Source organism: Actinomadura hibisca NBRC 15177 (assembly GCF_001552635.1).
GTDB lineage: Bacteria > Actinomycetota > Actinomycetes > Streptosporangiales > Streptosporangiaceae > Spirillospora > Spirillospora hibisca.
Window position 1 is genome coordinate 1 of sequence record NZ_BCRO01000017.1, and the last position, 13,367, is coordinate 13,367.

Annotated in this window: 14 protein-coding genes; 5 read left to right on the top strand and 9 right to left on the bottom strand. The window is 74.7% G+C overall.

The window, feature by feature from the left end; all coding sequences use genetic code 11:
• Positions 1-122: 122 nt before the first annotated feature.
• From AH6_RS08010 to AH6_RS08025, 4 genes are all read left to right on the top strand, one after another.
• Complete coding sequence (locus tag AH6_RS08010; RefSeq protein ID WP_083982419.1) at positions 123-1,214, top strand: prephenate dehydrogenase; 1,092 nt, start codon at positions 123-125, stop codon at positions 1,212-1,214.
• 179 nt (positions 1,215-1,393) lie between these two features.
• Positions 1,394-2,056 (top strand): (d)CMP kinase, encoded by a 663-nt coding sequence (cmk, locus tag AH6_RS08015; protein ID WP_083982421.1) that lies wholly within the window; start codon positions 1,394-1,396, stop codon positions 2,054-2,056.
• Positions 2,053-3,438, top strand: a complete 1,386-nt coding sequence (gene der / locus AH6_RS08020) for a ribosome biogenesis GTPase Der (protein ID WP_067476097.1) — start codon at positions 2,053-2,055, stop codon at positions 3,436-3,438. Before cmk ends, der begins: the two co-directional genes overlap by 4 nt.
• Before the next feature lie 164 nt (positions 3,439-3,602).
• Positions 3,603-3,806, top strand: coding sequence for a hypothetical protein (locus AH6_RS08025; RefSeq protein WP_067476100.1), 204 nt, complete (start codon positions 3,603-3,605; stop codon positions 3,804-3,806).
• Between the two features lie 26 nt (positions 3,807-3,832).
• On the opposite strand, the gene AH6_RS08030 is transcribed toward AH6_RS08025, so the two are convergent.
• Genes AH6_RS08030 through AH6_RS08055 form a run of 6 tightly spaced genes read right to left on the bottom strand, consistent with a single transcriptional unit; the run spans position 3,833 to position 10,057 of the window.
• On the bottom strand, positions 3,833-5,074 hold the full coding sequence (locus AH6_RS08030) for a hypothetical protein (RefSeq protein WP_067476103.1): 1,242 nt from the start codon (positions 5,072-5,074) through the stop codon (positions 3,833-3,835).
• Positions 5,071-6,057, bottom strand: coding sequence for a GNAT family N-acetyltransferase (locus AH6_RS08035; protein ID WP_083982423.1), 987 nt, complete (start codon positions 6,055-6,057; stop codon positions 5,071-5,073). Before AH6_RS08035 ends, AH6_RS08030 begins: the two co-directional genes overlap by 4 nt.
• The gene (locus tag AH6_RS08040; RefSeq protein ID WP_218005749.1) at positions 6,054-6,773 is read right to left on the bottom strand and encodes a hypothetical protein; all 720 of its coding nucleotides are present in this window, start codon (positions 6,771-6,773) and stop codon (positions 6,054-6,056) included. The genes AH6_RS08035 and AH6_RS08040 overlap by 4 nt, the downstream gene beginning before the upstream one ends.
• The gene (locus AH6_RS08045) at positions 6,760-8,013 is read right to left on the bottom strand and encodes an ATP-grasp domain-containing protein (protein WP_067476105.1); all 1,254 of its coding nucleotides are present in this window, start codon (positions 8,011-8,013) and stop codon (positions 6,760-6,762) included. The genes AH6_RS08040 and AH6_RS08045 overlap by 14 nt, the downstream gene beginning before the upstream one ends.
• The gene (locus tag AH6_RS08050; RefSeq protein ID WP_245679231.1) at positions 8,010-9,053 is read right to left on the bottom strand and encodes a glycosyltransferase family 2 protein; all 1,044 of its coding nucleotides are present in this window, start codon (positions 9,051-9,053) and stop codon (positions 8,010-8,012) included. Before AH6_RS08050 ends, AH6_RS08045 begins: the two co-directional genes overlap by 4 nt.
• Positions 9,050-10,057 (bottom strand): NAD-dependent epimerase/dehydratase family protein, encoded by a 1,008-nt coding sequence (locus AH6_RS08055; RefSeq protein ID WP_067476108.1) that lies wholly within the window; start codon positions 10,055-10,057, stop codon positions 9,050-9,052. The genes AH6_RS08050 and AH6_RS08055 overlap by 4 nt, the downstream gene beginning before the upstream one ends.
• A 343-nt stretch (positions 10,058-10,400) precedes the next feature.
• On the opposite strand from AH6_RS08055, the gene AH6_RS08060 reads away from it, so the two are divergent.
• Positions 10,401-10,769 carry a YybH family protein gene (locus tag AH6_RS08060; protein ID WP_067476111.1) on the top strand — a complete coding sequence of 123 codons (369 nt, stop codon included), beginning with the start codon at positions 10,401-10,403 and terminating at the stop codon, positions 10,767-10,769.
• A 32-nt stretch (positions 10,770-10,801) separates the two neighbouring features.
• On the opposite strand, the gene AH6_RS08065 is transcribed toward AH6_RS08060, so the two are convergent.
• From AH6_RS08065 to AH6_RS44600, 3 genes are all read right to left on the bottom strand, one after another.
• A complete protein-coding gene (locus tag AH6_RS08065; RefSeq protein ID WP_067476114.1) occupies positions 10,802-11,602 on the bottom strand; it encodes a hypothetical protein in 801 nt (266 codons plus the stop codon).
• Positions 11,603-11,691: 89 nt separating this feature from the next.
• Positions 11,692-12,711, bottom strand: coding sequence for a hypothetical protein (locus AH6_RS08070; protein WP_067476117.1), 1,020 nt, complete (start codon positions 12,709-12,711; stop codon positions 11,692-11,694).
• On the bottom strand, positions 12,708-13,367 hold a 660-nt coding region (locus AH6_RS44600; RefSeq protein ID WP_218005750.1), incomplete at its 5' end, for a hypothetical protein. The genes AH6_RS44600 and AH6_RS08070, both read right to left, overlap by 4 nt.

The window sequence follows — 13,367 nt, forward strand, 5'->3', positions numbered from 1 at the left end:
GGCGAGCGCCACATCGCTTCGCGATCTGCCCCGGCGGGGCCCGCCTTCGGCTTTGCCCCGCCGGGACAGTTAGTCACTCGCGCGACGGCTGAGAACCTTGAGACAGGCCCTAGGCTTGAGGGGTGGCTGAAGAGGGCGTTCCCGGACGAGTGATCATCGTCGGCACCGGTCTGATCGGGACCTCGATCGCGCTGGCCCTGCGCGAGCGCGGGACCGAGGTGCTGCTGTCGGACCGCGACCGGAGCGCGCTGGCGGTGGCGGTCGAGCTGGGCGCGGGGGAGGCCCTGCCCGACGGGCCCCTGGACGAGCCCGCCGACCTGGTGGTGCTGGCCGTGCCGCCCGCCGCCGTCGCCCTGTCGCTGATGGACGCCCAGAAGCGCGGTCTCGCCGCCGCCTACACCGACGTGGCCAGCGTCAAGGCGCTGCCGCTGGCGCAGGCCGCCGAGCTGGGCTGCGACCTGGCCACCTACGTGGGTGGGCACCCGCTGGCGGGCCGGGAGCGCTCGGGCCCCGCCGCCGCCCGCCACGACCTGTTCCTGGGCCGCCCGTGGGCGCTGTGCCCGACCGCCGAGGCGTCCGCCGCGACGGTCGCGGCCGTCACCGGCCTGGCCGCCGCCTGCGGCGCGACCCCCGTCACCGTCGACGCCGCCGAGCACGACCGGGCCGTGGCGCTGGTCTCGCACGGCCCGCACGTGGTCTCGGCCGCCGTCGCCGCCCGCCTCACCGGCGCCGACGGCACCGCGCTCGGCCTGGCCGGGCAGGGCGTGCGCGACGTCACCCGCATCGCCGCCAGCGATCCCCGGTTGTGGCTGGGCATCCTCAGCGCCAACGCCGAGCCGGTCGCCGACGTGCTGGAGGCCGTCGCCACCGACCTCGCGGTGGCCGCCTCGCTGCTGCGCGACGGCAGCGAGGGCGCCGCCGCGCACGTCGCCGACCTGCTGCTGCGCGGCAACGCCGGGCGCGCCCGCATCCCCGGCAAGCACGGCGGCGACCAGAAGACCTTCGCCACCGTCACCGTGGTCATCCCCGACCGCCCCGGCGAGCTGGCGATGATCTTCCAGGCGGCGGGCATCGCCGGGGTCAACATCGAGGACGTGTCGATCGAGCACTCGCCCGGCCGCCCGCTGGGCGCGCTGGAGTTGTCGGTGCAGCCCGAGGCCGCCGAGACGCTGGCCGCCGAGCTGCGCGCCCGCGGCTGGTCGGTGCCCGGCTGAGCCGTCCCGGCCCCGCCGCCTTGACGATCTTGTGATCGCGCGCGGTGGAAGACCGGTAACCTGGAGCGTTGGGGCCCGTTCCCGGGGGCACGCCGCGCGCCGGCGTTCGAGGCGGCCCCCCGTCACCGCCCGCCGCGCGTTCGCGGGCACGCAGACCGCAACAGGGAAAGGGAGCGATCGTGTCGCTCGTCATCGCCATGGACGGCCCCTCCGGGTCCGGCAAGTCCAGCGCCTCCAAGGGCGTCGCCCGAGCGCTGGGCCTGCGCTACCTCGACACCGGGGCGATGTACCGCGCCATGACGTGGTGGATGTTGCAGAGCGGCGTCCCGGTCGAGGACCCCGCCGCGGTCGCCGCGCGCGCCGCCGAGCCGGTGCTGGAGTCGGGCACCGACCCCGACGCGCCGGGCATCACGGTGGACGGCACGGACGTGTCGGAGCCCATCCGCACCCGCGAGGTCACCAACGCCGTCAGCGCCGTCAGCTCGGTTCCCGAGGTCCGCGAGCGGCTGGTGTTGTTGCAGCGTGAGATCATCGGGGCGGGGGGCATCGTGGTGGAGGGCCGCGACATCGGCACCGTCGTCGCGCCCGACGCCCCGGTCAAGGTCTACCTGACCGCCAGCGAGGCGGCCCGCGCCGCGCGCCGGGCGAAGGACCTGGCGGCCGACCCCGGCGCGTCGGTGGCGGTCACCCAGGCCGAGCAGGCCCGCCGGGACCGGCTCGACTCCACCCGCAAGGCGTCCCCGCTGACCAAGGCGGACGGCGCATACGAGATCGACTCGACCGAGCTGAGCCTCGGCGAGGTCATCGAGGCGGTCGTCCGCCTCGCGAAAGAGCAGACGTGAGCGAATACGATTTCGACAGTGCCGAAGCCGACCTGGACATCCCGGCCGACGCGCCGCCCGCGCCCGTCGTGGCGGTGGTCGGGCGGCCCAACGTCGGCAAGTCCACCCTGGTCAACCGGATCATCGGCCGCCGCGAGGCGGTCGTGGAGGACGTGCCGGGGGTGACCCGCGACCGGGTCGCCTACGACGCGACCTGGAACGGCCGCCGCTTCACCGTGGTCGACACCGGCGGCTGGCTGCCCGACGCGCAGGGCCTGGCGGCCGCGATCGCCGAGCAGGCCCGGCTCGCGGTGGACCTGGCCGACGTGGTGATGTTCGTGGTGGACGCCACCGTGGGCGCGACCGACGTCGACGAGGCCGTGGTGGAGATCCTGCGCCGCTCCGGCAAGCCGGTGGTGCTGGTCGCCAACAAGGTCGACGACGTGGGCGCCGAGGCCGACGCCGCGACGCTCTGGGGCCTCGGCATCGGCGAGCCGCACCCGGTCAGCGCCCTGCACGGCCGCAGCAGCGGCGACCTGCTGGACGCGGTCCTGGAAGCGCTGCCCGAACAGGCCCCGCCCGAGATCTTCGAGGAGGCGGGCGGGCCGCGCCGGGTGGCGCTGCTGGGCCGTCCCAACGTCGGCAAGTCCAGCCTGCTGAACCAGCTGGCGGGCGAGCGGCGCGCGGTGGTCGACTCGGTCGCGGGCACCACCCGCGACCCGATCGACGAGGAGATCGTCCTCGGCGGCAAGACCTGGCGCTTCATCGACACCGCCGGCATCCGGCGGCGGCACCGCGAGAACCAGGGCGCCGACTTCTACGCCACGCTGCGCACGCAGTCGGCGCTGGAGCGCGCCGAGGTCGCGGTGGTGCTGGTGGACGCCGACGAGCCGCTGGCCGAGCAGGACCTGCGGATCATCTCGATGGTGGTCGACTCCGGCCGCTCGCTGGTGATCGCCTACAACAAGTGGGACCTGCTGGACGAGGAGCGCCGCCACTACCTGGAGCGCGAGATCGACCGGCAGCTCCACAACGCCCGGTGGGCGCCGCGGGTCAACATCTCGGCCAAGACCGGCCGCCACATGGAGAAGCTGGTGCCGGGCATCGAGACGGCGCTGGCCGGGTGGGAGACCCGGGTGCCGACCTCCAAGCTCAACCAGTTCTTCGCCGACCTGGTCAACGCGCACCCGCACCCGATCCGCGGCGGCAAGCAGCCCAAGATCCTGTTCGCCACGCAGGCGGGCGTGCGGCCGCCCCGGTTCGTGCTGTTCACCTCCGGGTTCCTGGAGGAGGGCTACCGGCGCTTCATCGAGCGGCGGCTGCGCGAGGAGTTCGGCTTCGAGGGCACCCCGCTGGACATCACGATGAAGATCCGTGAGAAGCGGGGCAAGAACAAGAAGTAGCGGCCCGCCGCGCGATCGTGGCCCGTCCGGGGCTTCCCCGGGCGGGCCGTGGCATGTCAGGATGCGAACGGTCGCCGACGGGGTAAGCTCTCAATTACTCGTTGACCCGGCAACGGGTTCGTGGTGCGATCGGATCATCCAGGGCGCGGTCGAGGGGTGCGGACGTGAAGCTCTTGTTGTTGGTCTCCGTCGCGTTGGGCTGCCTGGCGCTCAGCTTCGTCTGGCGCGAGCCGTGGATCGGCGGCGTCGGCCTGCTGATCGCCTTCGTGGCCATGTTCACCGACCGCGACGACGTCGGCACCGACGACGAGCGCTCCAGCTACGAGACCACCAAGAGCGTCCGCAACATGCGTTCCCGCAACCGCTAGCCGCGCCACCGTCGGCCGCGCAGCCGCTAGCGGCGCGCCCGCAGCCGGGCCAGCACCACCGCGCCCAGCACCAGTTCCTTGGCCGCCAGGGCGTACACCGCGCCCGCCGCACCGCACAGCGGCACGGTCACCGCGCCCGTCGCCACGACGGCGACCAGGCCCGCCGCCCCGCCCGCCGCGCTGGTGCGCAGGTCGCGGCCGCCGGTGTTCTCCAGCAGGTAGGCGGCGTAGCTCATCAGCAGGTACAGCGGGGCGCGACTGACCAGCAGGACGCCGAGCAGCACCAGCGAGTCCGCCCCGCGCGTCCCCGCGACGGCCAGCACCGCCCCGGCGACCGCCAGCCACACCGCGCTGCCCGCCAGCACGAGCCGGGCGATCCGGCGGGCGCGGTCCTGCCCGGCGGCGGCGCCCTCGCCCCGCAGCCGGGCGGACGCGGCGGGCTGGAACATCCGCTGCACGAAGTACCCCGTCGCGATCACCAGCGACCAGGCCATGAGGACCAGGTACAACCGCCCGCTCTGCCCCGCGTGCGCGCTGAGGGTCAGCTCGACGTACAGCAGGCTCGTCGCCGCGTTGGTCATCGCCTCCGGCGCGCCCATGAGCAGGACCGTGCCCGCCAGCAGCCGCCGGACGGCGCGCCGCCGCCCCGACGGCCGGGGCCGGGGCAACCGCCGGGCCAGCGCGACGTTGAGCACCGCGCACACCGCCAGCAGCGCCCCGATGTAGACGACCGGCGGCGGCCCGGCGGTCAGCGCCAGCCCCGTCATCGCGGCGGTCCCGGCCGACAGCGCGGCGTAGGCGGCGAGGTCGGGCGCGGTCCGGCCGAGCGCGCGGTGCACGCCCGCGCCGAGCAGGGTGCAGCCCAGCGCGATCTGGTAGGCCGCCGCCGTCAGGTACAGGGTGGCGGTCGCCGACGGCGCGGCGAGCATCGCGGCCACGGCCACGACGGCGGGTGGTATCGGCAGGAACGCGACCGCCGCGCGCAGCGGGCCCAGCGTGTCGCCGAGGGTCCGGTGGGACCGGGGGACCAGCTTCAGCGCGGCCTTCTCCGGCCCGGCCTGCACGAGGGCGGTCAGCCAGGTCACCGAGCCGACGGCGGCGGCGTACCGGTTGAAGTCGTCGCGCCCCCAGGCCGCCAGCAGCAGCGGCCCGGACAGGTAGAGCAGCACCCGGAACGACGCCCGGCCCGCCAGCAGCGGGGCCAGCGAGCGCATCCCGGTGCGCGGCGGCCCGGCGCGGGCGGGGCCGGGGACGCGCGTCCCGGTCACGGCGCGGCGGCGATCGCGTAGGAGGGTTCCAGCTCCGCGCCGAGCGACGCCTTGAGCGAGGGTTTGCCCTTGCCGAGGATGATCCCGGTCCGGCCCGCGCCCACCGCCCACTCCATCAGGCGCGTGTAGGCGTCGAAGTAGAGGTGGCGGGCGGGGAGCGCGCCCCACCGCCAGTACAGCGGCCAGCGGGGGTGGTCCAGCAGCAGCCCCACGCCGACGAGCCGGTCCCGCGCGTCGCGGTAGGCGACGGCGAGCACGTCGGGCCGCGCCACCATCGCCTCGACGTAGGGCAGCGGGAGCGGCGGCGACGGGAACGGTCCGCCTCGGTACTTGTCCTCGTTGCGCCACAGCAGCGCGGCGGCCTCGGCTCCGGTCGTCAGCTCGCGGGCGGGGCCGAGGCGGCAGTCCAGATGGGCGAGCCCGCGCCGCTGTCGCCGCAGGTCACCGCGCCGGGAGCGGGGCAGGGAGGCGTACCAGTCCTCGATGTCGTTCCACGGCGTCGCCAGCCGCGCCACCGGGTGCAGCGGCCGGACGAGCCGGACTGCGCCGGGCACCGCCGCCCGGTCGTCCTCCCCGGCGCGCAGCCACAACACGCCGGGACGGCCGTGGCCCAGCAGGCGGCGGGTTCCGCGCACGTAGCGGCGCAGCAGGTCGCGCCGCTCGGCGGGGGAGGGGGAACCGGCGAACCACCAGCCCCGCTCGGCCGGGCTGCCCGGGACCTGCACGGTCGGCAGGCTCAGCCGGGGCACGCCGGGACCGGCGTAGCCGCGCCCCCGAACCCCGGCCAGCGAGGCGCACACCACGGCGGCGGGCGCGTCGCCGTCGCGCACCACCGTGAGCAGCAGCGGGTGGCGCGCCGTCCAGGCGGCGACGCGCAGCAGGTCGTAGGACCACACGGCGCGCCGCCCGGCCCGCGCCACCAGGGACTCCCAGTAGGCGGGCTCGGGGTCGTGCCGCGGGTCCAGGACCTCCAGCCCGGTCACCGGCCTGGCCGCACCTTCGTCCACGCCGCCCGCACGGCCCGCCCCGGGACGAACAGGATCGCCAGGGCGACCAGCACGTGCACGGTGATGAACGCGTACGCCTCCTCCTTGGACGGGTAGTGCCCCAGCCGCACCCGCATGTGGTCGGCCCAGGTCCACACCTCGGGGATCGTCGCCCACTTGGGGTCGGTGTGCGGGTTGACCGTCAGGAAGGCCAGGTCCTCCAGGCCCGACAGTTGGAGCGTCAGCAGCGCCGCGCACAACCGCAGGGTGGTGTTGCGCGAGCCGCCGCCGAGCCGGAAGGACAACACCAGCGCCAGGATCACGAACGGCACCAGGGTGAGGACGGTGTAGTACAGGTCCTCGGTGGGCTTGCGCGCGACGAAGAAGATGCGCGGCACGAAGAAGCAGAAGAACGCCAGGAAGCAGGCCGGGACCAGCAGGAACGGCAGCCGCAGCCGGTGCGCCCAGCCCAGGTCCAGCCAGCCGATCGCGACCGACGCGGCGATGAACGGCGTCAGCTTGAACAGGAAGACCCACAACGAGTCGATGTCGTGCTCGTGCGGCAGGGCGAACCAGACGATCCCGGCGAGCGCGGCGGCGACCGCGCCCGCGACGAGGGTGACGGCGTTGGCGCGCAGGAACGGGGCCGTGGGAGGCGTGGTGTCGGCCCGGTCGGGCGGGGCTTCGGCCGAGGCGGTCTCAGTTGAGGACATGGGCGTCTCCTTCGAGTACGGGGCCCGCCGGGGCGGCGGGCAGGGGGCGGACGGTCAGGCGCAGCTCCCGCAGCGCGCCGTCCAGGGCCCGCTCGGCGGCGGCGGGCGAGTCGCCGACCGTCGCGACGTGGCCGATCTTGTGGCCGGACTGGTCGAACGGCCGGACCCGGTCGCCGGGCGCGGCGAACAGCTCCGCGTCGGTGACGCCGGGCACGCGGCGGGCGGCCGCCAGCCCGGCGGCGTCGACGAGCTCGCCCTCGACCGCCAGCGGCGAGCCGACCAGCTCCAGCAGCGCGTGCCGGGCGCGGGTCGGCGCGGGCGCGAAGTCCTCGCCGAGCGCCAGCGACACCAGCGCGGCCACGTTGTCGACGCCGAGCGCCGACCGCAGCAGCCGGGAGATGCCGTTGCCGCCCAGCCGGGCGTTCACCTCGATCACCGCCTCCGGCCCGGCGGGCGGCAGCACGACGTCGAAGTCGGCCGGGCCGTCCACGATGCCGAGGGCCGCGCACAGCCGGGCGGCGGTCGCCGCCAGCCGGTCGGCCGTGGCGGCGTCCAGCTCGGCGGGGCAGCGCAACCGCCGCACCACGAAGTCGCCGCCGGGCGCGAAGTCCTTCTCCAGCACGGCGGTGAAGCACGGGACGCCGCCGCGCAGGAAGGTCTCCACGACCAGCTGCCGCCCGGCCACGACCTCCTCGGCGATCACCCGGCCGTCGCGGGCGAAGCTCTGGGCGTAGGCGATGGCGTCGGGCAGCGCGGCCAGGCTCGCGACCCGGCGCACGCCCTTGCTGCCCGACCCGTCGGCGGGCTTCACCACCAGGGGGAGGCGCAGCGCGGCGGCACGGGCGGCCAGCTCGGCGGGGTCGGCCGAGCACGCCCAGCCGTACCCGGCCACGCCCGCCCGCCGGGCGAGCTCGTGGAAGGCGGCCTTGTCGGTCGAGGGCACGATCGCCGAGGCGGGGTAGACGTACGGGGTGCCGTAGCGCAGGCACAACTCGTGCCAGGCCCGCAGGCCCGCGTCGCTGGCCGCCGCCACCACGCCCGCCGGGCGCACGTCGCCGAGGGCGGCGGCGACCGCGCCCGCGTCGTGCGTGGACACCTGCCGGAAGCCGTCGGCGTACCGCAGGGCGGGCCGGTCGGCGCGCTGGTCGACCGCGATGGTCGGCACGCCCCGGCGGCGCGCCTCCCGGTACAGCGGGATCTGCTCCTCGGCGGCGCCGAGGACCAGCAGCGGGCCGGTCACCGCTCCGCCGGCGCGCGGGGGACGGGCGGGCGCAGGTCGGGCGCGCCGCCGCCGAGGGTGTCCTGGGGACGCAGGGTCACGTTCGCTTCCTTGATGTAGAACGGCCGGAACCGCCGCATGTCGCGCAGCAGCCGGTGGAGGTAACGGCCGACCAGCGCCGTCTCGACCAGGGCGAGGGCCGACAACCCGACGGCGGTGGCCGCCAGCGGGCCGCCCGCCCCGACCCCGGCGTAGCCGAGCAGCGCGACCGGCAGGCCGAGCAGCACGCCGAGCACCGCCAGCAGGTAGACGGCGTTCAGCGGCCGCCAGGAGTAGCCGAAGAACAGCTCGAAGCTGTGCGCGGCCAGCCGGGTGACCCGGAACTTCGAGCGGCCCGCCGTGCGCGGCCGGTGCCCGGTCGGCACCGTCGCGTACCGCGCCCCCACCATCGGCACCATGGCCAGGAAGTAGGGGGAGCCGAGCCGCAACTCCACCAGGGTCCGCGCCACGGAGGTGCGCACGACCCGGAAGGTGGACGCGCCGCGTGGGATCTCGATGCCGAGCAGCCGCTCGGCCGCCCACTGCTGGACCGCCGCGCCGATCCGGCGCGGCAGCGGGTCCTGCCGGTCGCGGCGCACGCCGAAGACCACGTCGTAGCCCTCGGCGGCCTTGGCCAGCAGCAGCGGGATCTCCTCGGGCGGCGCCTGGAGGTCGGCGTCGATCTGCGCGCACCACGGCTGGGACGCGTAGGTGAACCCCGCCGCGTGCCCCGCCTCCAGCCCGAAGTTGCGGGTGAAGGAGACGTAGCGGACGCGCGGGTCGGTCGCGGCGAGCCGCCGCAGCCGCTCCAGGGTGTCGTCGGTGCTGCCGTCGTCGACGAACAGGATCTCCAGCGGGTCGATCCCGGCCAGCGCACCGGTCAGCTCCCGGTGCGCGGTCTCGACCTGCGCGCCCTCGTTGTAGCAGGGCACCACGACCGTCAGCCCGGCCGGGCCGTCCGTGCCCGCGTTCACGTCGGTGTTCACGTCGGACGGCCCGGTCATCTCGGTGGGACCGCTCATATCAGCTGGTCGGTCCACGTCTTGGGGGTGAGCTCGTTGACGATCTCCAGCTCGATGCCGTAGCTGAACTCCCGGGGCCCGCGCCGCCGCAACCACTCGACCATGCTGCCGATGCCCTCGCGCAGCGTCGTGCGCGTCTCGTAGCCCAGCAGCCGCCGCGCCTTGTCGGAGGAGCAGGTGGCGTGGTGCACCTCCAGCGGCCGTTCCGGCATGAAGATCGGGTCGCAGGGCACGCCCATCGCCGCGGCGATGGTCTCGGCCAGCTCCAGCACGGTGACGGGGTTCTCGTCGGGGCCGACGTTGACCACCTCGCCGGTGACCGCCGGATCGACGCCGAGCCGCACCAGGCACGACACCACGTCCTCGACGAAGCTGAAGCAGCGCACCTGGGAGCCGTCGCCGTAGATGACCGGCCGTTGCCCCTGGAGCATGCGGTTGATCATGATGGCGGCGACGTTGCGGTAGGGGTCGTCGTAGCGCTGCCGCGGGCCGATGATGTTGTGCGGCACCGCGATGTTGTACTCCAGGCCGTGGGTCTCGCACACCGAGCGGACCGTCAGCTCGGCGGCGTACTTGGCGATCCCGTACGGGGTGAGCGGCGCCGGCTCGGTGTCCTCGGTGAACGGCGGCTCGCCCTCCCCGTACCGCGACATCGAGGAGCAGTGCACGAACCGCCGGACCCGGGCCTGGGCGGCGGCCGACAGGACCGCGACCGTCGCGCCGCAGGTGTGCTCGTAGACGTGGTGGGGGGAGAAGACGCTGAGCCCCTCGTAGGCGGCGGCCGCGCAGTTGTAGACGGTCTCGACGCCGTCGAGCAGGTCGGCGTAGGCCGCGACGTTCCGGCAGTCGGCGTCCCGGAACTCCACGGCGTCCGGGACGTTGTCCTTGTAGCCGCCGCTCAGGTTGTCGATTCCACGGACGGAGTGCCCCTCGGCGATCAGGGCGTCGGCGAGATGGCTGCCGAGAAAACCCGCCACACCAGTGATGAAGACAGGACCGGACATCGGCGCGTCACCTTTCCGGGCGCGTGAACGACGCCGTGGTAACGGCGCCGCAGAGCTGGAACGTCCCCGCCGGGGTTGCCGGCCGAGAGCAGTTCGGTAACTGACGACGCGGGACACTAGCAGCCGAATTACTCGAAAACCAGAGCGAGTTCACCCCGCGTTAAGGGCGCATTCAATAGGTTTTTGGTACCTGGCCGAAACCCGGGGTCTTGGCAGGGATCGCCTACGGTGTAAGGGTTTTCGTGGCAGGAACAGCCGTGCGGCAAACTCTTGATCATGGTCCGGGGGACGGTTACTCTGAGGCGGCTTTCATGCCTACGCCGGCCCTCGACGGAGCGGGACAATGACGGACGCGAAAGTGGCGATCGGTCGCCATCTGGCCGCTATCGGTAATCGCGATCTCGCGGCCTATTCCGTGACCTTGCACGATGAGGTGACGGTCATCCTCCCGAACGGGGGCAGGCTTTCCGGCCGGGACGAGGTGGCGGACTTCCACCGCGAATTCTTCGCCGACAAGGAATGGGCACAGGACGTCACCGAACTGAGCTTCCGGGTGTCCGGCGGCACCGCCGTCGCGGTCTACGAAGCGGACTACCGCGGATCGGCCGACGGGCAGCCGATCCGCAAGCGCTTCCTACTGACGCTCGTCTTCGTCGCCGGTGACTCCGGCTGGGTGCTGCTGCACGACCAGTGCACCCCCCTGCCGGACTGACACCTCCCGGACCGGCCCCTACCGGTCTGCTCCTACCGGTCTGCTCCCGCCGCCAGCCGCGACCGCAACTCCGCCAGCAGCGGGCGGTCGCCGGAGTCGAGGTAGGCGCGCAGGGCCGAGCGCACGGCGGGCTCGGAGAACAGCTCGACGATCGTGACGGCTCCGGGGCCCTTCCGCACGCCGAACAGCGCGGTGAAGAGCACCCCGGCCCCCGGCCCGCGCAGGGCGGGCAGGAGTTCGGGCTCGGCGAGCAGCGCCTCGATGTCCTCCCGGCGCGGTTCCAGGCCCGTGGCGGCGATCCAGGACTGGTCGGCTCCGGGGCCCGCCAGCCAGGCGAAGACATGCCGGACCCGTTCCCGGGTCACCGCGACCAGCGCGGCGTCGGCGTCGCCGGGCAGCAGCCGCCGGACGGCGATGTCGAGGTCGAAGCAGGCGGCGTTCAGTGCGCCCACCACCTTGACGAATTTGGGCGGCTTGGCAAGGAGCCGTTCTTCGCGCAGTTCCTCCGCGCCCTCGTGCAACGCGTCGTAGCGCGCCCTGAGTTCGGCGGAGGAGCGCGCCCGCAGGACGAAGTCGTCGAACTCCGAGTACCACCGGGCGAGCGTGAGGCGGTCGGGCGCGGCGGGAAGCAGCTCCTCCGCCGCCCCCTCGGCCTTCTCCGTGCGCCCGCGCAGCCAGCGGACCATAGGGGTGGGGGCGAACGCGGCGAGCGGGTCGGCCGCAGGCGCGGCCGCGTGCCCGCGCGGCGTCCCCGCCCAGCGCGCCGTGGTGACGGTCACCGCACCGCACGCCCGGCACGACCGCCGCACCCGGCGGGCCGTCCGGCGCAGCACGTCGGCGCCCTCCCGACCGCACTGCGGGCATTCGGTCGTGGGCCCGGTCGCGGCTCCGGTCGCGGGCTCCGCCGCGGAACGCCGCCCGATCACCGCGCGCCCCGCAGGGCCCCCGCGACGTACAGCGGCACGGCGCGCGCCCCGTACCGCTCCTTCAGTTCGGTCATGGTCTTCCCCAGGATCAGCCGACTGCGCCGGTGCTCGATGAGATGGGCGATCTGTCGCAGGAAGTGGTCGAAGTAGAGGTTGCCGTGCCCGCCGTGCGCCGCGTCCAGCGCGCCCCAGCCCTGGCAGCTCATGGCGCGGCCGTCGTCGATCAGCAGGCCGTAGGCCAGCAGCGCCCCGGCGGGGGAGCGGTAGGTGAAGTAGCGCACCCCGGGGCGGCCGGAGAGCAGGTCGTAGTAGACGGCGGGGAACGGGTCGGGCGCGCGGCGGCCCGCGGCGTGCCGCGCCTGCACGGTGTACAGCAGCCTGCTGGCCTCGACGCCGTCGAGCGCGTCCTCGATCCCGGTCACCACGTCCGGGTCCTGGTCGACCAGCCGCCGGATGCGGCCCAGGTTCTTGCGCTCGCGGCGCGGCAGGTGGCGCAGGTAGTCCTCGAACCCGTCCCACTCGTTGTCGATGACCGACTCCGGCAGCGCCGGGCGCACCAGCCTGCCCAGCCCGCCGAAGACGGGCAGGTCCTCGGCGGCGACCTGCCGGTACACCACACCGGCGGTCCGTACGCCGAGCCGCCGGGCCGCCGCGCGCTCGAAGGTCCGCACCGCCTCGGCGCGGCCTCCGGCGTCCAGGTCCGGGTGGAAGGCGTGGCCCGGCTGCGTCACGGCGGGCGGCAGATGGCACTCCAGCAGACCGGGCAGCGCGGCGGGACCGCCGCCGAATCGGCGGCGCGGTCCCGGTGTGACGTGCCGGGCCGAAAAGAGCGCGCACGGCGTGCCGCCCCGGTCCGTGACCACCGCCAGGACGCGCCGGTGCCGCTCGCACCAGGCGAGGGCCGCCAGCACGTCGGCGTCCCAGGTGGCGGGCAGCCCCGCCGCCCGCACCAGGTCCGTCCAGCCGCCGGGGACCGGTTCCCGGCGCGGGTCCACCACCAGGGCCTCGAACGTCATCGGCCCGCCACTCCGCGCGGCACCAGGACGGTGTGCATCGGCAGCGGCGCGAAACCCAGCGTCCGCTTCACCTCGAACAGGCCCTGCCCCGCGCCGAAGTCGGCGCCCTCGTGCCGCGTCACGTGCCGCATGAGGCGGACGAAGTGGTCGAAGTACAGGTGCTTCCGGCCGCCCTCTTCCGGGGGCAGGCTCGCCCACGCGGTGCTCTTGGGCGCGGTGGGGTGATCGACCAGCACGCCGAAGGCCAGCAGCCGGTCCGCTCCCGCGCCGGAGGTGTCGTGGTAGGAGACGATGACGACGTCCTTGCGGCGGGCCAGCGCCGCGAAGTAGGCGGGGGGCAGCGGGGCGCGCGGGTCCAGCCGCGAGGCGCGCCGTCCGGAGTGGGCGTGGTGCAGCGCGGCGAGCCGTTCGGGGTCCAGGTCGGTGCGCGCCTCGCCGATCTCCACGCGCAGGTCGGCGTCGGCGTCCACGAGCCGGACCTGGCGGCGCAGGTCGGTGCGGCGTCCCTTGCGCAACGACCGCAACCACTCGTCGGCCGATCCGGGCACCCGCAACACCGCCGCCTCGGCCGACGGCCGCACCAGCGCGCCGGGCCGGGCGACCAGGGGCAGGCCGGTGCCCGGCACGTGCCGGTACACCACGCCCGCGCAGCGCCA

Excerpts from the sequence above, each read along its gene's own strand:
- AH6_RS08060 (WP_067476111.1), top strand. The coding sequence starts at position 10,401 with ATGACGGACGCGAAAGTGGCGATCGGTCGCCATCTGGCCGCTATCGGT.
- AH6_RS08040 (WP_218005749.1), bottom strand. The coding sequence starts at position 6,773 with ATGTCCTCAACTGAGACCGCCTCGGCCGAAGCCCCGCCCGACCGGGCC.
- AH6_RS08055 (WP_067476108.1), bottom strand. The coding sequence starts at position 10,057 with ATGTCCGGTCCTGTCTTCATCACTGGTGTGGCGGGTTTTCTCGGCAGC.
- AH6_RS08070 (WP_067476117.1), bottom strand. The coding sequence starts at position 12,711 with ATGACGTTCGAGGCCCTGGTGGTGGACCCGCGCCGGGAACCGGTCCCC.
- AH6_RS08050 (WP_245679231.1), bottom strand. The coding sequence starts at position 9,053 with ATGAGCGGTCCCACCGAGATGACCGGGCCGTCCGACGTGAACACCGAC.